Source organism: Kribbella sp. NPDC023972 (assembly GCF_040639075.1).
Lineage (GTDB): Bacteria > Actinomycetota > Actinomycetes > Propionibacteriales > Kribbellaceae > Kribbella.
Map to the genome: position 1 here is coordinate 914153 of NZ_JBEZZH010000001.1, position 21144 is coordinate 935296.

Here is a 21144-nt window from a genome sequence, read left to right on the forward strand (position 1 = left end):
CACTCGCTTGGTGCACAAAGTTAGGGTGGCGCCGTGCAGGCGTTGGCGGATGTGATCAGCTCGGGGTTGCGGGTGTTGTTCTGTGGGATCAACCCGGGGCTGATGTCCGCGGCGACCGGGCATCACTTCGCCCGGCCCGGCAACAGGTTCTGGCCGGCCTTGCACCTGAGTGGTTTCACGCCGCGGCAGCTGCGGCCGGACGAGCAGGCCGAGCTGCTCACCTACCGGCTCGGGATCACGAACGTCGTCGATCGTCCGTCCGCGCGGGCCGACGAGCTGACCCGCGCGGAGTACGTCGCCGGCGGGGCGAACCTGGTGCAGAAGGTTCTCCATTACCAGCCGGAATGGCTCGCCGTCGTCGGCGTCACGGCGTACCGGGATGCGTTCGGCGAACGTACGGCGCACATCGGCAAACAGGACCGGCTCATCGGCGACACCCGCGTCTGGGTCCTGCCGAACCCGAGCGGCCTCAACGCGCATTACACACTGCCCAAACTCGCTGACGCGTTCGCCGAGCTCGAGCGGGTCAGTTGAGCGCGGTCCGCAGCGTCGAGATCGCCAGGTTGATGGCGGCGTTGGCGGCGTACGTGTCGCGCAGCGCGTCCAGCATGACGAAGTCGTGGATGATCGCGGCGAACCGTACGGCGGTCGTCGGCACACCGGCCTCGAGGAGCTTGGCGGCGTACGCCTCACCCTCGTCGCGGAGGACGTCAGCCTCGCCGGTGATGACCAGGGCCGGCGGCAGCCCGGCCAACTGCTCGGTGGTGGCGCGCAGCGGTGACGCGGTGATCTGGTTCCGCTCGTTCTCGTCGGTCGTGTACTGGTCCCAGAACCACTTCATGCCCTCGCGCTGGAGGAAGTAGCCCTCCGCGAACTGCTGGTACGACGCGGTGTCGAACGATGCGTCCGTGACCGGGTAGAACAGCACCTGCCGGACGAACTTCACATCGCCGCGCTCCTTGGCCAGCAGCGTCACCGCGGCGGTCATGTTGCCGCCGACCGAGTCGCCGGCGATCGCGAGCCGAGCCGCATCCAGTCCATGGTCTTTGCCTGAAGCAACGATCCAGCGGGCTACCGCGTAGTTCTGCTCGAGTGCGTGCGGGTAGCGAACCTCGGGCGACAGGTCGTACTCCGGGAACACGACGGCCGCACCGGCGCCGACGGCCAGCTCGCGGACCAGCCGGTCGTGGGTGTGCGCGTTGCCGAAGACCCAGCCGGCGCCGTGAATGTAGAGGATGACCGGCAGCACGCCGGTGGCGCCGGCCGGCTTGACGATGCGGGCCTTCGTACCGTCGGCCGCGGTCACCCATTCCTCGTCGACGTCGAGCTTCGGATAGTCGGTGGTCTGCACCTCGTCGACGAGTTTGCGACCGTCGGCCGGTGGCAGCTGGAACAGGAAGGGCGGCTGCGCGGTCGCGTCGGCGAAGGCCTGGGCAGCGGGCTCGAGCACGGTCATGAGAATCTCCTCCTGGCACTGGGAGAACGTTCGTTCTCACCGATGTCAGGTACTCTAGGAGAACGATGGTTCTCCGCGCAAGTATGGTGGCGCGGATCACTCGGGCCTCGGAGGAGGAGTGATGGCGATCGACACGGCGACCGCGCAGCGACAGGTGCTGGACGCGGCGGACGAGTTGTTCTACGAGCGCGGCGTACAGGCGGTCGGGATGGACGCGATCCGCGCGGCGTCCGGGGTGTCGCTGAAGCGGCTGTACCAGCTGTTCCCGTCGAAGGACGCGCTGATCGAGGCGTACCTGGACCGCCGCGACGCCCTGTGGAAGTCGATGCTCGCCGAGCACGTCGACGCGGCCAAGAATCCGCGTGACCGCATCCTGGCTGTGTTCGACTTCCTGCACGACTGGTTCCAGCAGCGGGACTACCGCGGCTGCGCGTTCATCAACTCCTTCGGTGAGCTCGGCACCGTCTCACCCCGTGTCGCCGAGCTGGCCCTGCAGCACAAGGAGGGCTTCCGCCAGGCGCTGACCCAACTCGCGAAGTCCGCCGGCGCCCCCGACCCCGAGCGCCTCGCCGACCACCTCATCCTGCTCAGCGAAGGCGCCATCACCCGCTCCGCCATCTCCGGCTCCCCCGACCCCGCGATCCGCGCCCGCGAGGCCGCCGTACTCCTCCTCGACGCAACCCTGCCAAGCTGACTGACACCCGCGCTGGGCAGGATTGGCGCATGCGTGCGAGTGAGCTACTACGGTCGATCGACGGACTCTCGTACGGACAGCGGGTGCGGTTCCTGGCAGACCGGGCGCGGGAACTGACCGGACTTCTCGCTGAGCTCGGGCGGGGTGACGCGTTCGAGCGGACGCTCGGGATCCAGATCGCCGAGGTCGCACGCGAGACGTCGTACATCACCCGCGTTCTCCACGACCCAGAGCCAGCGGTGCGGACGCGCGCGCTGGCGGCGGTTGCCCGCGGTGTGCCTGTCTCGGACGACGACCTACGGATCCTGTACGACGACGCACCCGCGGCACTGCGGTCGAAGCTCGTCTCCCTGGTGCGACGGACGCGCCGCGAGCATCTCGCCACTCGACTGATCGACGAGCACCGGGCTCGCTGGGGTGACGTGGCCGCGACCGGTCTGCTCGAGGCCACCGATCGCGCGACGTTCGCACGACTTCTGCCTGATTTGGCGTACTGCGTGACACCCGGCGGCTGGCGTCGTCTCGCCAAACATCATCCCGCCGAGGTGGTCGACTTCGCGACGCGGACGCTTCCGACCGGCGAGGACCGGGACGAGTGGTGGCAAGGCGTCGGGCACGGAGTCACCGCGGCGCTCGGCCATGACCCGGATGCGGTTCTGGCGTTGATCAAGCAGGCGATCCCTGCGCACGATCTATCGGTCGCGGTGCTGGACATCATCGGGCCGCTCGCCGATCGCGACCCGGCCGGGGTCCTGGAACTCGTGCTGGCTCCCGACCGGCGAGCCGTCGTACCACAAGCACTCACTCCGGCGTTCCGCCGCCGGCTGCACAGGTACTCGGACGAGGAGCTGATCGCTCTCGGCCGGATCCTCTGGCCGGACCTGACCGGCCTTCTGCACGACCTCGCCCCGTCCCGCCGGGCAACGATCTTCGAAGCGGTCACCGGGTCGGTCGATCTGAGCCAGGCCGTCCTGTCGGAGGAGCTGCTCGACGTTCTCCCGCGCACGACCCGTCACGAGCAGGCCAGGCGGATGATCGCCCTCCCGGTGGTCACCGAGAACACGCTCTACCGGTGGCGGGTCCTGGCGCAGCTTCCGTACGAGGAGGCCTTCGCGGAACTCGAGTCGGAGGTACGACGCCCGGACGAGAACCACCGGGCCGGTGTCTACCGGGCGGTGCTGCGTGCGGCCGGGCGGTCGCGGCGACCGTCGGTGCTGGCCGACGCGCTGCGCTGGGCCGCCGAGCGGGTGCGCAACGATCGGGACCATGTCCGTTCCACGGTTCTCTTCGCGCTGACCGCCATACCTCCGTCGCTGCTCGGTGACGAGCACGTGGATCAGTTGGAGACGCTGCTCACCGACGCCCTCAACGCCCGCGACACTTCGTGGGCCACGCGCCGGGCGCTGACGAAGCTGGCCGAGCGGGGCGTCGTACAAGGGGCCCTAGGCAACAGACCTGGGCTGCTGGATTGGGGTTTGCAGGCGCATGCCCGATTGACGGAGAACGGTGGCTCGATCAACCTGTACGGCCTGATCGACGGCCTTCCACGTGGCCGCGAGGTCGACGTGTACGACGTACTCCGGCCGTCGATCGAGGCTGCCGCGAAGCGGAACGAGTTCGGGCTCGCGTTCGCCGTGGCGGCAGCTCTCGGTCGTCGGGCCTGGTCGCTCGATCAGCTGCAGGACGTGCTCGAGCAGGCGGTCTGGTCGAATCAGGAGAACACTGTCCAGCAGGCCTGCCGGTACTGGCTGGACGCGCCGTGGACGCGCCTGGACAGGTGCCAGCGGATCATCGACCGCGATGTGCGGATGGCTCGCTGGCACCCGGTGTGGTGGGTGGTGACCGAGTTCCGCACCGACCTGCTCGATCCGGTGTTCGCCGCGGCGGACCAGATCCGTCGCTTCGACCGCAACAGCCCGGCTTGGGAGGTGCCGGACTACGCGATACGACTGTGGCTGCCCCGCCAGCAGGCCAGGTACGCCGAACTCCTCGTCGGCGCTGCACGTGACGCGCGGATGCCTCAGTGGTACCGGGCGTCGGCGGTGAAAATGCTCGGGCACGTGCCGGGCGCTGCACTGGATCAGTTCCTCCGTAGCGACGACGTACTGCTGCAGGAGGCCGCGCTCAGTGGTTTGGCGTGGACGAATCGGCCTGACGTTGCCCTGCCGTTGCTGCTCGCACATGCCAGTGACGATCGGGCCCGGGTGGCCATGTACGCCGCGTCGCGTGCTGCGCGGTATGTCCGGCCGAGTCTGCTCCCGGGTTTGCTGCAGCCGGTGTTGGCTGGCTTGGGTGCCAAGATCACTTCTCGGAAGGAGGCGGTGCGGCTGCTCGGCGAACTACGTGCGCCTGGCGCGGGCGCCGTACTGACCGAGGCTTGGCCGAGTGCGCATCGGGATGTGCGGGCTGCCATCGCCAGCACGGTGTCGCAGTACCTGCTGTACGACCCGGCCGCGTGGGCGGTGCTGGAGCAGGCAGTGCACGACTCTGCGGCGACTGCTGTGGTGTTGACCGAGCGGCGGGCGTACGCCGTACCCGTCGTCTACCGGTCACGGTATGCGGATCTGCTGATCGCGGTGACAACCAGGACCGAGCCGGAGGTCGTGGGGCACGCACTGGCGGCGCTGCAGGGCTGGGCTCGCCACAACCGCGCTGCGGCTCGGGTCTGTGCGGACTTCATCATTGATCTGACTCGTCGCAACGGCCTCTGGGGTACGGCGGTCGCGTCGCTGGTCGGGATCGTGGCGACGAACCCGGACGACGGACTGGACGAACTGGTCGACGTCGTACGGCTCCTGGTCCGGTTGGAGAGCGATCCCGACCTGCCGAACGCGGCCGCGGACCGGGATCACCCGGCGCGGCAACGGCTGAGTTACCTGGTGAAGCAGTTGACGGAACAGCTGAGCGGGCGCTCGGCGAAAGTCCGGCAGCTACTCAAGCAGGTCGCGGCCGAGCTGACCGGGCCTGACTTCCTCCACCTTCACCTTCAACTACTGGTCACCTCGCTGCAAGGCTCGCAACTCGCCGAGGAGCTCGCCGCGGTGCGTCGTACTGTTGTCGACAATCCGATTGCAGCCCACTTCGCAGCCGACCTCCTGCGCCATCGCCTGACCGCCACCGAGTCGACCTGGACCCCTTCCTCACTGCTAGAGGTCACCACCAACCTGGTCCACTCCGACGACCTCACCTCGGGCCTGTTCGCCCACACCCTCCTAGCCACCGCCGCCCCCCGCGCCGGCTGGGCCTCCGAATGGCGCACCCTCCTCCAGACCCTCCGCACCCACCCTTCCCCACCCATCCGCCACCAAGCCCTGGACCTGACAACCTCCCCAGAGACCTAACCCCGCGGCTCCCCAATCCCCCGCCGCCCCTAGGCGTCTGGGGTGGGGTTCTCGGCGGCTTGCTGGGCTCGTTTGCGGCGTTTGCCTTCGTGCATGGCTGCTACTCGGGCGACGGGAATGCCGCGGCCCTCCTCCAGGAGGTCTTCGGGGAGGGTTTGCGGGGCGGGGAGTTGCTCGGCCCAGCGGTCGGCGTTGTTCAGCAGGTCTGGGGCGGTGCGGATGGTGAAGTCGCGTGGGGTGACCCGGTCGAGGTCGTCCCAGCCGACCGGAAAGGACACCGGCGTACCAGGGCGGACGCGCGGGCTGTAGGCCGCGACAACCGTCGCCCCACCTGAGCGGGTCGAGTCGACGAAGACCTTCCCCTGCCGGTCCTCCTTGATGTACGCCGTCGTCGCGACCTCCGGGTCGATGCGCTCGGCCCGCGCGGCGATCGCCCGGGTCGCGGCCGCCGCGTCCTCGATCGACACCGAATCGTCGATCGGCACGAAGACGTGCACACCTTTGGCACCGCTCGTCTTGACCGCTCCCGACAGCCCGGCATCGGTCAGCGCCTGCCGGACGAGGAGCGCAGCCTGGACCGCCATCGAGAACGTCTCGCCCTCCGGCGGGTCGAGGTCGAGCACGAGGTGGGTGACGCGGTCCCAGCGGTCGGCGCGCATCAGGGTCGGGTGGTACTCGACAGCGCGCTGGTTCGCGAACCACAGCAGGGTCGGGCGATCATCACACAGCGCGTACGACACCTCCCGCTTGGACGCCTCCGCCCACAGCGACACCGTCTTCACCCAGTCGGGCGTGTACTTCGGAACGTTCTTCTGCATGAACGCCGGCTGGCCCGGCCGGATCCGGATCACCGACAGCGGCCGGTTCCGCAGCTCCGGCAGGATCCGCTCGTGCACCGCGTCCAGATAGTCGACCAGATCCCGCTTGGTCGCATCGGCACCATCGAACAACGGCTGATCCAGGTTGGTCAGCGCTACCCCGTCACGCGTCTCATCCGGCTTACTCGCCATTCCCAGAGCTTAGAAGATCCCCAGCCCGCGAACCCGTCGCCGACCCGAAAGCCCCGCCCGCAGCAGACCCCCACCCCCGGCCGATCCCCGGGTCAGCCGACCCCACCCCGCCCATCCCCACCCTCGGCGGCCGCCGCAGTGGGCCTGGTCAGCCGCCGGAGATGCCTAGTTCGGCGGCGGTTAGGTCGGCGGTGAGGCCGTCGGTGTCGTTGAGCCAGCCTTCGGGGAGGACTACGTGGTCGCGGGGACTGCCTTGGCGGCCTCGGGGGGCGCCCAGTTCGGCGACGGGGAAGGGTACGTCGGGGTCCAGCTGCGCGAGGAGTTCGTCCAGTTGGGCTAGGGACTCGACCATGCCCAGGGCGGCTCGGAGTTCGCCGCCGGCCGGGAAACCCTTGAGGTACCAGGGGACGTGTTTGCGGAAGTCGCGGAGGCCGCGCTGCTCCCCCATCAGGTCGGCCAGGAGTTCGCCGTGGCGGCGCATCACTCGGGCGACCTCGCCCAGGGTCGGCAGGTTCAGAGCCTCGCCACCGGCGAAGGCGACGGCGAGATCGCGGAACAGCCACGGGCGGCCGAGGCAGCCGCGGCCGACGATCACGCCGGCGCAGCCGGTTTCGGCGACCATCCGCAGCGCGTCGCCGGCTTCCCAGATGTCACCGTTGCCGAGCACCGGGATGTTCACCCGCTCAACGAGCTCGGCGATCGTGGTCCAGTCCGCCTGGCCCGAGTACGCCTGCGCCGCCGTCCGTCCGTGCAGTCCGATGGCCGCGGCGCCCGACTCCTCGGCGATCCGGCCGGCGTCGAGATACGTCTGGTGCGCCTGGTCGATACCGATCCGCGTCTTCATCGTCACGGGTACGCCGTACGGCGCGGCGGCCCGGACGGCGGACTGCAGGATCGCGCCGAGCAGGTTGCGCTTCCACGGCAGCGCGGCACCACCGCCCTTGCGGGTCACCTTCGGCACCGGGCAGCCGAAGTTCAGATCGATGTGCGCGACGCCGTACCGGTCACACAGGATCTGGACCGCGCGGCCGATGTACACCGGGTCGACGCCGTACAGCTGGACCGAGCGGACCGTCTCGCGCTCGTCGAACGTGAGCATGTCCAGCGACTTCTGGTCACCCTCGACGATGCCGCGCGAGGTGATCATCTCGCACACGTACAGCCCGGCGCCCTGCTCCGCGCACAGCCGCCGGTACGCCGCGTTCGTGATGCCGGCCATCGGCGCCAGCACCACCGGCGTCTCGATCGTGAGGTTGCCCAGCTTCAGCATGCGTTCAGGCCTTCGCCACCAGCACTTGACCGTTGCCGGACACCTGCGCCCGGTAGGGCTCGACCGCGTTCGCCGTGGTGGTGACGTCGCAGGTGATCGGCTCCCCGGAATGCTTGACCACGGCAACATCATCCATCGTGCAGGTCACCTTGGCCGCGTCGGGGGCCTGCCGGAGTACGGCGTCGACCACCTTCGGCTTCACGATCGGGACCGAGTCGGAGGTGAACTTGTACGACGCCGAGTACGTCTTCGCGTCGACGATCAACGTGCCGCTGTACGGCTTCCCGGCGTACGTGACCGTGCAGGTCAGCTCGTGGTTGCCGGGCTTCTCGGCGTCCTCGATCCCCGGGCACTTCACCGTCGTGGCGGCCGCCTTGCCGGCCGCGATCTGCGCCTGCTTGGCGATCGCGAACTGGATCCGCTCGGCCAGCGGAGCGTCGTTCTCAGGCGCTCCGGTGACCTTCGGCGCCGGCCACGGCTTCGACGGTGTCGGCAGTGGCGTGAGCGACGGAGTGGAGGCGGTCGGGATCGGCGCGGCGGAGCTGGCCGGCGTGGTCGGAGCAGGCGTGTTCCCCGCTTCCGGCTCCGAGTCCGAGCAGGCGGTGAGGACGAACACCGCGATCGCGGACAGGCCGAAGACGGTCAGTCCGAACCGCACCTGCTGAGCCGACAGCAACCCCCGTACGCCCATCGTCAGCAACCGACCAGGCGCTGGGCGAGATAGCCGGTGACCTCGGTCAGGGCAACCCGCTCCTGCTTCATCGAGTCGCGTTCCCGGATCGTCACCGCCTGGTCGTCGAGGGTGTCGAAGTCGACGGTGATGCAGTACGGCGTACCGATCTCGTCCTGGCGGCGGTAGCGGCGACCGATCGCACCGGCGTCGTCGAAGTCGACGTTCCAGTTCTTCCGCAGCTCGCCGGCCAGGTCCTTCGCCTTCGGGGACAACTCCGCGTTGCGCGACAACGGCAGCACGGCCGCCTTGACCGGGGCCAGTCGCGGGTCGAACCGCAGCACCGTCCGCTTGTCGACGCCGCCCTTGGCATTCGGCGCCTCGTCCTCGGTGTAGGCGTCGAGCAGGAACGCGAGCACGTTACGGGTCAGGCCGGCGGCCGGCTCGATCACGTACGGCGTCCAGCGCTCACCCTTCTCCTGGTCGAAGTACGACAGGTCGGCGCCGGAGTGCTTGGAGTGGGTGGACAGGTCGAAGTCGGTCCGGTTCGCGATGCCTTCCAGCTCGTCGAACTCCTTGCCGCCGAAGTTGAACCGGTACTCGATGTCGACGGTGCGCTTCGAGTAGTGGCTGAGCTTCTCCTGCGGGTGCTCGTAGTAGCGCATGTTGTCCGGGTTCAGGCCGAGGTCGACGTACCAGTCCCACCGGGCCTTCAGCCAGTACTCGTGCCACTCCTCGTCGGAGCCGGGCGCGACGAAGAACTCCATCTCCATCTGCTCGAACTCGCGGGTCCGGAAGATGAAGTTGCCCGGGGTGATCTCGTTGCGGAAGCTCTTGCCGACCTGAGCGATACCGAACGGCGGCTTCTTCCGGGCCGTGCCCATCACGTTGGCGAAGTTCACGAAGATGCCCTGCGCGGTCTCCGGACGCAGGTAGTGCAGCCCTTCCTCGGACTCGACCGGGCCGAGGTAGGTCTTCAGCAGGCCGTTGAACATCCGCGGCTCGGTGAACGTGCCCTTGTTACCGCAGTTCGGGCAGGGGATGTCGGACAACTGGACGCTGTCGTCGTCCTTGTTCTTCCGCCGGGCGTAGTCCTCGCGCAGGTGGTCGTCGCGGAACCGCTTGTGACAGGACTGGCACTCGGTCAGCGGGTCGACGAACTCGGACAGGTGCCCGGACGCCTCCCACACCTTCGTCGGCAGGATCACCGACGAGTCCAGCCCGACGACGTCGTCACGGCTGGTCACCATCGTCCGCCACCACTGGGTCCGGACGTTGTTCTTCAGCTCGACGCCCAGCGGCCCGTAGTCCCAGGCCGACTTGGTACCGCCATAGATCTCGCCGCACGGGTACACGAAGCCTCTCCGCTTGCTGAGGCTGACGACGGCATCGACGGTTTCCACGGGCACTTTTCGACTCCAGTAACGGCACTTTGCAACACGGAAGGGTCCAGGCTATCGGTCCCACCGGCCCCTGGTGGAATCCACTCGGAGATCGGCGGAATCCGGTCGGCGATCGGTGCTACGGCAGCAACTCTGGCAGGTCGTCGTACGCGGTCGGCTCGTCGATCGCCAGCGAGAGCAGCGGCACCGCGGTCAGCTTGACCTCGTACGGCGACAACGCCCGCCGGTAACTGCCGACGTTCTCCCACTCCATCGTCAACGCGAGCAACTCCGGGTCATCCACGTTCCGCCCGCACCGCGCCGCCACGAACCCCTTCTGCTTCCCGAGGACGTCGACAGCAGCCTGCAACCGTACGGCGAACTCCGCCAGCTCCGCCTCCGCCACCCGAAACCTGATTACGACGAACACCCACCCACCCTAGTCTTACGTCCCCCACCCGCCTGACAAGAACCGCGGGTGCAGCCGGTGCGGTTGGGCCGGAGTGCACGGGGTGAGATGAGTTAGGCGGGGGTGCGGGTGGGCCAGCCGGTGGGGCTTGGGCGGGCGTGGCGGGGGCCGGGGCCTGGTGGGGTGTGGATGGTGGGGCGTTGTGGTTGGAGGGATGGGGCGGCGGCGTTTGAGTGGGGCGGGCCGTCGGGGAGGGCGAGGGGGCGGGACGAGGCTAGGGGTTGTTGGCCGGCCCAGGCGTGGGCGATGGCGCGCTTGGTGTCCAGCTCGGCTTGGCGGGTTGCTTGGCTGCCGCCGGAGTCGGCCGGTCGGTCGCCGAAGCGGTCGAGGCCGGGCTGGCGGTCGGCCGGGTGGCGGTTCAGGCGGGCGCAGACGTGGGCGTAGATGTTGTTCGAACCATGGCGGGTTTTGATCGCCAGTAGTTCCCGACGCGGCAACTCCCCCGCCGTACTCGGCCCGATCTCGCGGAACACCAGGCGGTAGTCAGCTTTCCGCTCCGGATCCGACTGCACGTACCCCACCACACAGTCCCGCAGATCCCCCTTCCCAGCTTCATATCCCAACGCGTGATGTCCGTCGGTCTTTCCTTTGGAGAGGTCGAGCAGCTGACGCAGGATCTGTCGTCGCAGCCAGGCTTCGGGTCCGGTGGGATTTCTGCTTGCCGCAGCGTCGATCCGTCGGTAGTCGAGGTCGAAGCCGGGATCACCCAGGAGAAAGTAAGGCCCGCTCATGGGTTGTCGCTGTCTTCGCGGCGGAGCTCCTCGAGGATCTGCTGCGTGTCAGGCCCCATGCTGGCTGCCCACTCGTCCAGGTCGAGGGGGCGGCTGGTGGGTAGTGGTTCTGTGGCGTAGGTGCGGGCTGTGGGGTCGTCGGTTACGCCGGCTGGGGGCTGGTCGTCGCCCCGTAATGTCCTGTACTGGGTTGTCGAGAGGATGACGGCTTCTGGTTCGCCGGCCTCGCCCCAGACGAGGGGGTTGGCGGAGCCGGCCCGTACGGCGTTCATGACCGCGGGCAGTTGCTCCGCCAGTTGCGCGGGCTCGAGTACGGCGGTGGGCACGGTGAACTTGGTGTCGCCGCCGAGGTCTTCGAACTCGTCGTACGTCAGCAGCACGGCTTCGGGCACACCGGCGCCGAAGCTGAAGGCACGTGTGCGGCCCGCGCGGAAGCGCGCCAGGACGGCGGGCAGGTCGGCGCGGAGGTCATCTACGGAAGGCAAACCACTCATGTCTGGAAAGATATTGGTTTTCGCGCACCCGGGTCCGAAGTTATCCACAGCCCTGGGCGCCTGGAACAATAGGACGATGAGTTCCCCGAGCAGTCAGCCGGTGAGCCCGCTGCGGCAGCGGATCACCAAGATCAGTTACCCGTACGTGGCGAAGCTGCACGGGATGCCCAAGCTCACCCTGCCCGGCATCACCTTGGTGCTGGCGCTGGCCGGAGTCTTTGCTCCGGTCCCGGTCGCCGTTCCGGCGCTGATCCTGCTGGCCCTGTTGCTGACCTGGCTCGGCTTCCTGTCCTGGCCGGTCGTCGGCACCGGCGCCCGCTTCCTCCGGATCTTCTCGATCCTGATCATCCTGTTCTACGCCGTCAAACGCATCGCGGACGCCTGACCGGGACGACGCGGTCATCCTGCTGACCGCGTGTCGTCCGCGAGTCAACCCGCGACCTGCTCAAGGCCCAGTGCCGTCAGGCGATCGCGCAGCCAGCACAGCTCCTTGGCGATCTTCTTCGCCAACGTTTCCGGCGTCCTGGGCTTCCGCGTCCACGCGTACGTCTCCGACTCGAGATGGTGTGTGAGCGGCTGACCCCCACCGACCAATCGGGTCAAGCAGTCCTCCAGTAGTCCGGTGGTCCCGATGAGCGGAGCCGACAGCGCGGTATGAGCCGGCACATGCGCGTGCATGCGCCAGGCCGCATGTCCCGACAACTGATACGCCTGCTCCACATCATCGACTCCAGGCCCGCACCACTCCCGCACCTGGCGCAGGTACTTCGGATCCCCCAGCCCGGCCAAGCGTCGTCGGGCCGACATGTCGGACGGATCCACGAGTTGTGGAGCGGCGGACAGTTGCGCCTTCACCACATCGACACCGGCTCGCCAGAGCGTCTCGAACGCGTCAGCGGGTTCCTCGAACTGGACGGCGAGGTGGCAGGTGTCGAATCCCAGTCCGATCCGCGACGCACCGGCGGAAGGGCTCGAATAACTGTTCAGCCACGCGGCGGCCTGCCCGGTCATCTCGAGGACGCAGCCCGGTTCGGGCTCCACCGCGACCCGGATCCTCCGCCCGGTGCGCTGCTCGGTCCGCTCCAGGTGCCAGCCGAGCCGTTCGAACGCCTTCTGCGCGGCGGCGTCGCGCTCCTTCGACCACGGAACGCGCCACGCGAGCGGGAGGGTCGAGATCGATCCGTACGACGCGTCGCGCGGGAGCAACGCGGCCAGTACGTCGACCAGGTCGAGGGTGTACCGGAGTCGCTCGGGCTCGGTCCAGTCCGGGCAGTACAGCTTGGTACCGACGACCTTGTCCCTGAACGCCGAGTACGCGATGCCGTTGAGCGTGACGACTTCCAGATTGTTCCGGCGGAGAGCGCGCCGCAGTTTGCTGATCGCCGCGGGTGAGTTCGCCAACTGGTCGGCCAGCGGGCTCGCGAACCACAGACCGATGCCGAGCCGCGGTACGTCGAGTTCCTGCCGGACCAGCGACGCACAGCCGTCCAGCCCGGCGATCACCCCGTCGAGGTCCTCGGCCGGATGCACGGTGGCGCTGTAGCCCAAGTGGACAGTCGACCCGTCCTGATGCCGGAATCTCACTCCGACCTCCTCACCCACGGTTAGCCACGGAAGGTGATTGAAGGCGGACTTCTCGTGACTTGATACGCACTCTAGGAGTCGGAATGACGCAGTGTGAAGATTTGATTCCTTATTGTGACAAGGGTTTCAGGCGGGGAGATGTTCCGGTTCGGTGACGACCAGGTCGCGGGAACGGTCGGCCACGGCCATCGCCGCGAGCGCGGTGGTCAGCGGCACGGCGGCGATGATGCCCAGGCTGCCGACGAGACCACGGACCACTTCCATGGCCACCATTTCGGTGGAGACGACGTACTGACCGGGCAAGCCCTGAATGGCGAAGGTGATCAGGACCGGCATCGCGGCGCCGGCGTACGCGAGGACGAGGGTGTTGACCACCGAGGCGACGTGGGTACGGCCGATCCGGAGTCCCGCGCTGACCAGCTCGCGGCGGCTCGCCGCGGGGTTCGCGGCGGACAGCTCCCAGACGGCGGCCGCCTGGGTGACCGTGACATCGTCGAGCACGCCCAAGGCGCCGATCACCATACCCGCCACCAGCAGCCCGGTCAGGTCGAGGTCGGGCGCGAACTGCTTGGCCGCCGACGCACCTTCGGAGGCGAGGCCGCTCAGCTGGCAGAACTTGGTGAAGAACCAGCCCAGTCCCACCGTCAGCCCCAGCGCCGCGATCGTTCCGGACAGTGCTATCGAACTCTCCGCGTTGATCCCGTGAGTGAGGAACAACGCGATCGCCATGATCACAGCGCCGCCGACCACCGCGACCAGCAACGGATTCGAGCCCTTGAGGATCGCGGGCAGGATGAACTGAGTCAGCATCACCGCGGTGACGGCCAGCGCGATCAGCGCCGCGAATCCGCGCCAGCGCGACAGCGCCACCACCGCGATCGCGAAGATCAACGCCAGCACGAGCAGTGGCTTGGTCCGGTCGTGATCGACGTACTGGTACCGCTCGGCGATCGTCGGCGCATCGGTCTGGACGCCCAGCATGACGGACTGACCCACCTCGACCGGGATCGCGACCTGACCGGTCTTCGGCACCTCGATCGGCGCCAGCTGTCCCTTGTCCGCACCGGTGGTCAGCTTGACGGTCGCGACATCGCACTGGTCCTTCTGCTCGGGGCACGCCTTGATGGCGGTGACCTCGCCGCGGGCGGTGTCGGTCTGGTACGACGCGACTTTGATGCCACCGCCGGGCCACATCACGATCATCGCGATCAGGGCGGCCGCGATGAGTGGAAAAAGGACCGCGGCGACCACTATCCGGACGCGGCGGGCGACGATCGCGTCGGAGTCGACCACCGAGGTGTCGACCACGTGGTCGACGTGCCCGTGGCCGTGACCATGCCCGTGACCTGCGGGAATGTCGAGCTTGCGCCGACCTTTGGCCCGGTCGGCTCGTCTGCGTCCAACGTTGCGGCTGGCCATGGGTGAACTCCCTGTTTTGACAACCAGTTCCGTTTAAATGAAAATGATTGTCATGAGATCTAGTCTTCGTGCTGCTGTCGCCGGCGCCACCGCTCTGGCCGCCGCCCTCACCCTGGCCGGATGTGGCGACTCGTCCGCCAGCGGCTCCGGTGGCGGCAAGCTCGATGTCGTCGCTTCGTTCTACCCGCTCGAGTTCATCGCCCGCACAGTGGGGGGCGACGCGGTGAACGTGACCACCCTCACCGCACCCGGTGTCGAGCCGCACGACCTCGAGCTCACGCCCAAGCAGGTCGGGGAGATCGCGGGCGCGAAGCTGGTCGTCTACGAGAAGGGCCTGCAGCCGGCGGTCGACGAGGCGGTCGAGCAGAACGCCAAGGAGGCCGGGTTCGACATCGCCCCCGCGGCCAAGCTGGAGGCGACCGGCGCCGACTTCGAGGAGCACGAGGAAGGCGAGGAGCACGAAGGGGAAGGCAGCACCACCCCGACCGGCACGGCCAAGCCGGCCGCGTACACCCAGGCCGGCAACGAGGCGCTTGACCCGCACTTCTGGCTGGACCCGGTCCGGTACGCCGCCGTCGTCCAGGCGGTGACCGACAAGCTGGTCGCGGCCGACAGCGCCAACGCCGACGGTTACAAGACCCGCGCCAAGACTCTGCTCGACGAGGTCGGGAAGCTCGACTCCGAGTACAAGACCGGCCTGGCGAACTGCAAGCTCAAGACGTTCGTGACGAGTCACGAGGCGTTCGCCTACCTCGCGAAGCGGTACGGTCTGACGATGGTCGGCATCGCCGGGTTCACCCCGGACGCCGAGCCGACCCCGGCCCGGATCAAGGAGGTCCAGGACATCGTGAAGGCCCAGCACGTGACCACGATCTTCTACGAGGAGCTGGTCAGCCCGAAGGTGGCCCAGACGATCGCCCGTGACGTCGGCGTCAAGACCGCCGTACTGAGCCCGATCGAGGGCCTGTCGGACGCCAACTCCAAGGAGACCTACCTCACCTTGATGCGGGAGAATCTGCAGGAGCTCCGGAAGGCGAACAGCTGCGCGTGACGTCTCCACAGGACACTGCCAAGGCCGTTCAGGTCGCCGATCTCTCGGTCGACCTGGGCGGTCGTCTGGTGCTGCGGGGGGTCGATCTCCAGATCCGCCAGGGCGAGGTGGTCGCCGTTCTCGGGACCAACGGCTCCGGCAAGTCCACCCTGATCCGGACCGTCGTCGGCCTGCTGCCCGCCGCGCGCGGCGAGGTCCGGCTCTTCGGTACGCCGGTGTCACGCTTCCGGCAGTGGCGACGGGTCGGGTACGTACCGCAGCGCATCACCGCGGCCGGAGGCGTACCGGCAACTGTGCAGGAGGTGGTGTCGTCCGGGCTGCTGTCCAAGCGGCGGCTGTTCACGCCGCTGCGGGCCGCGCAGAAGGAAGCGATCGACGACGCACTGCGGGTCGTGGACATGGCCGACCGGCGCAGGGAGGCGGTCGCCGAGCTGTCCGGAGGGCAGCAGCAGCGGGTGCTGATCGCGCGGGCGCTGGTGTCCGATCCGGAGCTGCTGATCCTCGACGAGCCGACCGCCGGTGTGGATCTGGCCAGCCAGCAGATCTTCGCCGACGCGATCCGGCAGCGGGTCGCGCGCGGCACCACGGTCGTGATGGTCAGCCACGACCTCGGCCCGATGGACGCGCTCATCGACCGTTCCGTCGTCCTGCGCCGCGGCCGGATCGTGTACGACGGTCCGCCGCACGCCTCGCAGACCCACGCACACGTCCACCACTCGCACGGTGGCGAAGAACCCGGGTGGCTGTCGTGAGTATGTTCCAGCTGGAGTTCATGCAGCGGGCGCTGATCGCCGGGCTGCTCACCGGGCTGTCCGCTCCCGCGATCGGGACGTACCTGGTCCAGCGCCGGCTGTCGCTGATGGGCGACGGCATCGGCCACATCGCGATCACCGGAGTCGCCCTCGGCCTGCTCACGGGCAGTGCACCAGTCCTCACCGCGATCATCGTGGCCATCGCCGGCGCCACCGCCATCGAACTCGTCCGTGCCCGCGGCAAGGCCAGTGGCGACGTCGCGCTCGCACTGCTCTTCTACGGCGGTATCGCGGGCGGCGTACTGCTCATCGGCCTCGCCGGGCAAGGCGCAGCCACGCTGAACACCTACCTGTTCGGCTCACTGACCACGGTCTCCCCCAGTGACCTGTACGTCGTTGTCGGCCTGGCTGTCGCCGTACTCGTGGTGGCCATCGGTCTCGGGCCGCAGTTGTTCGCGGTGTGCCAGGACGAGGAGTTCGCTCGGGTCACCGGGCTCCGGGTGCAACTGCTCAACCTGGTGATCGCCGTGATGGCCGCTGTCACTGTCACGGTGGCGATGCGGACGGTGGGCCTGCTGCTGGTGAGTGCGCTCATGGTCGTGCCGGTGGCAACGGCACAGCAGGTGACGCGGTCGTTCCGCAGTACGTTCGTGACCGCCTGTGGGATCGGTGTGGTCGCGTGCCTGGCCGGCATCGTGACGTCGTACAACGCGAACGTGGCTCCCGGCGCGACGATCGTCGTACTGGCGCTGGCCGGGTTCGTGGTGGCGGCCGCGGTGGGGACACTGATCCGACGGCGGCAGGGGCGGGTCGCACCGCTGGCCGACGAAGAGCCGGAGGTCGGCGTACCCGCGCCTGAGCCGCACGTGGTCAGTGCGGGGCACCCGCACACCCACAGCGAGCAGTGCGGCCACACCAAGGTCGAGCACGGCGACCACGTCGACTACGTGCACGACGGGCACCTGCACGCGGCGCACGGGGACCACTGGGATGAGCACTAGCTTTGTTGAGTTCTGAGAGAATTGGCGTGGTTACCGGGGAAATCACGGTGACGGAGTGACAGGAGGAACGGTGGCCATCGGAACACGCTCGACCCGTCAGCGCGCTGCGGTCGCGTCCGCGCTCGACAATCTCGACGACTTCCGGACCGCCCAGGAGATCCACCAGGAGCTCCGGTCCGCGGGTGAGGCCGTCGGCCTGACCACTGTCTACCGCACCCTGCAGGCCCTGGCCGACTCGCGCGAGGTCGACGTACTGCGCACAGCCGATGGCGAGACGGCGTACCGGCGCTGCTCGAAGGGGCACCACCACCACCTGGTCTGCCGCAACTGCGGCCGTACGGTCGAGGTCGAGGGTCCGGCGGTGGAGCGCTGGGCGGACAAGGTCGCGGCCGAGCACGGATACGCCGACATCAGCCACACCCTGGAGATCTTCGGCACCTGCAAGGACTGCCAGCACGCCTGACTGTGGCCTAGCTCACCTTTGCCTTTGAGCGCACTCCAAGGCGTACGGTCGAAGACATGAACACGAACGCCGTCCTCACCACTCCCGAACGGCGGCAGGCCTTCGTCGATCGCTACGAGGTGCCGTCGCTGACACCGCTCGACCCCGAGCTGCTCAGGCTTCTGGACCTTCCCGACGACCTGCCGGAGCAGCTGAGCATCGCCGAGGCGGCCGAGGTCACCGGGCTCACCGCCCACACTCTGCGGTACTACGAACGGATCGGGCTGATCCGCGTCGGTCGGGACAAGGCCGGCTACCGGTGCTACGACCGGCAGGCGCTGGCCAGGATCGTGTTCATCACCAGGCTGCGGCTGTCGGACATGCCGATCAGCACGATCAGCCAGTACCTGGAGCTGGTCGAGCAGGGCGAGGAGACCGCACCGCAGCGGCTCGCCCTGATGGAGGAGCACCGGGCGATGATCCAGCGGCGGCTGCGCGAGTTGCAGGCGGCGCTGGCGGTGACCGACTACAAGATCACCACGTACGGCGGCAACGCCACTCCGTAATCCGGTTGTGCTCGGCCGACCGTCGCTTCGTCGTCCGTCGGCGGGCGGAGCCATGCCAACTTTCCTGTGGAGAAATCATGAAACTGGGTAGCACTGGAGCCGAGGTCAGCCGGCTGGGGCTGGGCTGTATGGGGATGAGCTACACGTACGGCGCGACCGACGACACCGAGTCGATCGCGACCCTGCACCGGGCGCTCGACCTCGGCATCACGTTCCTCGACACCGCCGACATCTACGGTCTCGGCGCGAACGAGGAACTGATCGGCCGGACCATCAAGGACCGCCGGGACGAGGTGTTCCTGGCGACCAAGTTCGGCATCGTCGGCGATCCGCGCACAGGGCAGCGGGGTGCTCAAGGATCACCGGCCTATGTGAGGTCCGCGATCGACGCGTCGCTCGGCCGGCTCGGCGTCGACCACGTCGAGCTGTACTACCAGCACCGCGCGGATCCCGCCGTACCGATCGAGGAGACTGTCGGCGCGATGGCTTCCTTGGTCGAGGCGGGGAAGGTGCGGTATCTCGGTCTGTCGGAGGCGTCGGCTGACACCATCCGGCGGGCGCACGCCGTCCACCCGATCACGGCGGTGCAGACCGAGTGGTCGCTGTTCAGCCGCGACATCGAGGAGTCGGTGCTGCCGACGTGCCGCGAGCTGGGCATCGGGATCGTGCCGTACTCGCCGCTCGGGCGCGGGATGCTGACCGGCGCGCTGCCGCGGGATCTCGCTGCCGACGACTTCCGGCGGACGCTGCCGCGCTTCACCGGCGAGAACTTCGAGGCCAATCTGGCGCTGGTGGAGGAGATCAAGGCGGTTGCCGGGCGATACGACGCGACTCCCGGTCAGGTCGCGCTGGCCTGGGTGCTTGCCCAGGGCAACGACGTGGCACCGATCCCGGGGACGAAGCGGCGTCGCTATCTCGAGGAGAACGTCCGCGCGCTCGAGCTGGAACTGTCGCCGGATGATCTTGCGGCGCTGTCGAAGCTGACGCCGGTGGGTACGCGGTACCCGGACATGACCTGGGTCGACCGGAGTACCGCCCAGCTCGGCTGATAAACTGCTGTGCAGCAAGCCTCCCGCTTCCCGCGGGAGGCTTTTCTGCGTTCTCATCCAGGTTCTGTGAGGAGTCCTATGTCTGATCTCGTCGTACGGCGTGCCGGCGCGTCCGACCGGTTGCCGCTGGAGCGGCTGTGGCTGATGTTCCGGCACGATCTGTCGGAGTTCCAGGGGCAGCTGCCGCGACCGGACGGGAGCTATCGGAGTGAGTGGCTGGAGTCGGTGCTGACGGGCGATCCGGACTGGGCGGGCTACCTGTTCCACACCGGGGAGAATCCCGTTGGGTTCGCGTTCGTCCGTGCGTTGACGCAGCCGGTGCGGGTACTCAACAGCTTCTTCCTCGTGCGGCCGGTACGACGTCATGGTCTTGGATTGCGCGCCGTACAGGAGGTGGTCGGTCAGCATCCGGGACGCTGGGAGGTGGCGTTCCAGGAGAACAACGCGGCCGCTGTCCGGTTCTGGCGCCGGGTGGCCACCTCGGTCTCCGGGGACGCGTGGTCGGAGGAGAAGCGGCCGATCCCGGGTGATCCGGACGCGACGCCGGACGTGTGGATCTCGTTCTAGGTTGTTGTTCTAGAACAGGACGACCGAGCGCAGGACGTCGCCGTGGTGCATCTTGGTGAACGCGGCCTCGACCTGATCCAGCGCGATCGTCTCCGAGACGAAGCGGTCCAGCGGCAGCCGGCCCTGGAGGTGGAGGTCGATCAGCATCGGGAAGTCGCGGGTCGGCAGGCAGTCGCCGTACCAGCTGGACTTGAGCGAACCGCCGCGCCCGAAGAAGTCGAGCAGCGGCATCTCCAGGGTCATGTCCGGGGTCGGTACGCCGACCAGGACGACGGTGCCGGCCAGGTCGCGAGCGTAGAACGCCTGCTTCCACGTCTCCGGCCGGCCGACCGCGTCGATCACCACGTCCGCGCCGAACCCACCGGTCAGCTCCTGCACCCCAGAGACGACGCCGTCGTGGTCGAGGCTCCTGGAGTTGATCGTGTGGGTCGCGCCGAGCTCCCGCGCGACGTCGAGCTTGCGTTCGTCGATGTCGATCGCGATCACCTTCGCGGCACCGGCGAGGCGGGCTCCGACGACGGCCGCCGTACCGACGCCGCCGCAGCCGATGACGGCGACGGAGTCACCGCGTCCGACGTTCCCGGTGTTGAGTGCGGCACCGAGGCCGGCCATCACGCCACAGCCGAGCAGGCCGGCGACCTCCGGTTCGGCGGCCGGGTCGACCTTGGTGCACTGGCCGGCCGCGACCAGGGTCTTCTCCGCGAAGGCGCCGATACCGAGGGCGGGTGAGAGCTCGGTGCCGTCGGCAAGGGTCATCTTCTGCTCGGCGTTGTACGTGCTGAAGCAGTACCACGGGCGTCCGCGCAGGCAGGCCCGGCAGTTGCCGCAGACGGCCCGCCAGTTCAGTACGACGAAGTCGCCGGGCTGCAGGTCGGGGACACCTGGGCCGACCGACTCGACGATACCGGCCGCCTCGTGGCCGAGCAGGAACGGGAAATCGTCGTTGATGCCACCCTCGCGGTAGTGCAGGTCGGTATGGCAGACCCCGCACGCCTGGACCTTCACCACCGCTTCCCCCGGCCCAGGATCCGGGATCGTGATCTCCTCGATCGAGACCGGCTGACCCTTCCCCGCCGCCACCACACCACGCACCGTCTGAGCCATGACCCGACGCTAACCGCAACCGCCCGCCGCCGTCAGCCCTCCGGGCGTGGCGGGCCGGTGGTCGTTCATCGAGTCGTCGATTCCGGCTCGGA

22 protein-coding genes are annotated in these 21144 nt (G+C 68.3%); 11 read left to right on the forward strand and 11 right to left on the reverse strand.

Annotated features, from left to right (window positions below):
- Positions 1-33 precede the first annotated feature (33 nt).
- On the forward strand, positions 34-534 hold the full coding sequence (gene mug / locus AB0F43_RS04085) for a G/U mismatch-specific DNA glycosylase (protein WP_360470317.1): 501 nt from the start codon (positions 34-36) through the stop codon (positions 532-534).
- Here mug and AB0F43_RS04090 read toward each other — a convergent pair.
- A complete protein-coding gene (locus AB0F43_RS04090) occupies positions 527-1456 on the reverse strand; it encodes an alpha/beta hydrolase (protein ID WP_360470319.1) in 930 nt (309 codons plus the stop codon). The two genes, mug and AB0F43_RS04090, sit on opposite strands and share 8 nt — an antisense overlap.
- A gap of 121 nt (positions 1457-1577) precedes the next feature.
- Between AB0F43_RS04090 and AB0F43_RS04095 the strand changes: the two genes are divergently transcribed.
- Positions 1578-2150 carry a TetR/AcrR family transcriptional regulator gene (locus tag AB0F43_RS04095; protein WP_360470322.1) on the forward strand — a complete coding sequence of 191 codons (573 nt, stop codon included), beginning with the start codon at positions 1578-1580 and terminating at the stop codon, positions 2148-2150.
- 29 nt (positions 2151-2179) lie between these two features.
- Positions 2180-5491 carry a hypothetical protein gene (locus tag AB0F43_RS04100; protein WP_360470325.1) on the forward strand — a complete coding sequence of 1104 codons (3312 nt, stop codon included), beginning with the start codon at positions 2180-2182 and terminating at the stop codon, positions 5489-5491.
- Positions 5492-5520: 29 nt separating this feature from the next.
- Here the strand turns inward: AB0F43_RS04100 and ligD are convergent, their stop codons facing one another.
- From ligD to AB0F43_RS04135, 7 genes are all read right to left on the reverse strand, one after another.
- Positions 5521-6501, reverse strand: a complete 981-nt coding sequence (gene ligD, locus AB0F43_RS04105) for a non-homologous end-joining DNA ligase (protein ID WP_360470328.1) — start codon at positions 6499-6501, stop codon at positions 5521-5523.
- A gap of 148 nt (positions 6502-6649) precedes the next feature.
- Positions 6650-7771 carry a tRNA dihydrouridine synthase DusB gene (gene dusB, locus AB0F43_RS04110; RefSeq protein WP_360470330.1) on the reverse strand — a complete coding sequence of 374 codons (1122 nt, stop codon included), beginning with the start codon at positions 7769-7771 and terminating at the stop codon, positions 6650-6652.
- 4 nt (positions 7772-7775) lie between these two features.
- Positions 7776-8462: a hypothetical protein gene (locus tag AB0F43_RS04115; RefSeq protein ID WP_360470332.1), complete on the reverse strand. Its 687-nt coding sequence runs from the start codon at positions 8460-8462 to the stop codon at positions 7776-7778.
- 2 nt (positions 8463-8464) lie between these two features.
- Entirely contained in the window at positions 8465-9850 is a 1386-nt protein-coding gene (locus tag AB0F43_RS04120; protein WP_360470334.1) for a glycine--tRNA ligase, read from the reverse strand.
- A gap of 112 nt (positions 9851-9962) precedes the next feature.
- The gene (locus AB0F43_RS04125; RefSeq protein WP_360470337.1) at positions 9963-10253 is read right to left on the reverse strand and encodes an antibiotic biosynthesis monooxygenase; all 291 of its coding nucleotides are present in this window, start codon (positions 10251-10253) and stop codon (positions 9963-9965) included.
- 92 nt (positions 10254-10345) lie between these two features.
- Positions 10346-11023, reverse strand: a complete 678-nt coding sequence (locus AB0F43_RS04130) for a hypothetical protein (protein ID WP_360470340.1) — start codon at positions 11021-11023, stop codon at positions 10346-10348.
- On the reverse strand, positions 11020-11517 hold the full coding sequence (locus tag AB0F43_RS04135) for a hypothetical protein (protein WP_360470343.1): 498 nt from the start codon (positions 11515-11517) through the stop codon (positions 11020-11022). The genes AB0F43_RS04130 and AB0F43_RS04135 overlap by 4 nt, the downstream gene beginning before the upstream one ends.
- A gap of 76 nt (positions 11518-11593) precedes the next feature.
- Between AB0F43_RS04135 and AB0F43_RS04140 the strand changes: the two genes are divergently transcribed.
- On the forward strand, positions 11594-11902 hold the full coding sequence (locus AB0F43_RS04140; RefSeq protein WP_360470346.1) for a DUF6703 family protein: 309 nt from the start codon (positions 11594-11596) through the stop codon (positions 11900-11902).
- Between the two features lie 44 nt (positions 11903-11946).
- Here AB0F43_RS04140 and eboE read toward each other — a convergent pair whose 3' ends face one another.
- Positions 11947-13101, reverse strand: coding sequence for a metabolite traffic protein EboE (eboE, locus tag AB0F43_RS04145; RefSeq protein ID WP_360470349.1), 1155 nt, complete (start codon positions 13099-13101; stop codon positions 11947-11949).
- A gap of 126 nt (positions 13102-13227) precedes the next feature.
- The gene (locus tag AB0F43_RS04150; protein ID WP_360470352.1) at positions 13228-14520 is read right to left on the reverse strand and encodes a YibE/F family protein; all 1293 of its coding nucleotides are present in this window, start codon (positions 14518-14520) and stop codon (positions 13228-13230) included.
- Between the two features lie 52 nt (positions 14521-14572).
- On the opposite strand from AB0F43_RS04150, the gene AB0F43_RS04155 reads away from it, so the two are divergent.
- The 7 genes from AB0F43_RS04155 (at position 14573) to AB0F43_RS04185 (ending at position 19948) form a co-directional block, all read left to right on the forward strand.
- Positions 14573-15571 (forward strand): metal ABC transporter substrate-binding protein, encoded by a 999-nt coding sequence (locus tag AB0F43_RS04155; RefSeq protein ID WP_360470355.1) that lies wholly within the window; start codon positions 14573-14575, stop codon positions 15569-15571.
- The gene (locus AB0F43_RS04160; RefSeq protein WP_360470358.1) at positions 15568-16323 is read left to right on the forward strand and encodes an ABC transporter ATP-binding protein; all 756 of its coding nucleotides are present in this window, start codon (positions 15568-15570) and stop codon (positions 16321-16323) included. The genes AB0F43_RS04155 and AB0F43_RS04160 overlap by 4 nt, the downstream gene beginning before the upstream one ends.
- A complete protein-coding gene (locus AB0F43_RS04165) occupies positions 16320-17324 on the forward strand; it encodes a metal ABC transporter permease (protein WP_360470361.1) in 1005 nt (334 codons plus the stop codon). Before AB0F43_RS04160 ends, AB0F43_RS04165 begins: the two co-directional genes overlap by 4 nt.
- Before the next feature lie 70 nt (positions 17325-17394).
- Positions 17395-17787, forward strand: coding sequence for a Fur family transcriptional regulator (locus AB0F43_RS04170; RefSeq protein WP_360470364.1), 393 nt, complete (start codon positions 17395-17397; stop codon positions 17785-17787).
- A 56-nt stretch (positions 17788-17843) separates the two neighbouring features.
- Entirely contained in the window at positions 17844-18332 is a 489-nt protein-coding gene (locus AB0F43_RS04175; RefSeq protein ID WP_360470367.1) for a MerR family transcriptional regulator, read from the forward strand.
- A 77-nt stretch (positions 18333-18409) separates the two neighbouring features.
- Entirely contained in the window at positions 18410-19381 is a 972-nt protein-coding gene (locus tag AB0F43_RS04180; protein ID WP_360470370.1) for an aldo/keto reductase, read from the forward strand.
- Between the two features lie 78 nt (positions 19382-19459).
- On the forward strand, positions 19460-19948 hold the full coding sequence (locus AB0F43_RS04185; protein ID WP_360470373.1) for a GNAT family N-acetyltransferase: 489 nt from the start codon (positions 19460-19462) through the stop codon (positions 19946-19948).
- Positions 19949-19957: 9 nt separating this feature from the next.
- On the opposite strand, the gene AB0F43_RS04190 is transcribed toward AB0F43_RS04185, so the two are convergent.
- The gene (locus tag AB0F43_RS04190; protein ID WP_360470376.1) at positions 19958-21052 is read right to left on the reverse strand and encodes an S-(hydroxymethyl)mycothiol dehydrogenase; all 1095 of its coding nucleotides are present in this window, start codon (positions 21050-21052) and stop codon (positions 19958-19960) included.
- Between the last annotated feature and the right edge of the window lie 92 nt (positions 21053-21144).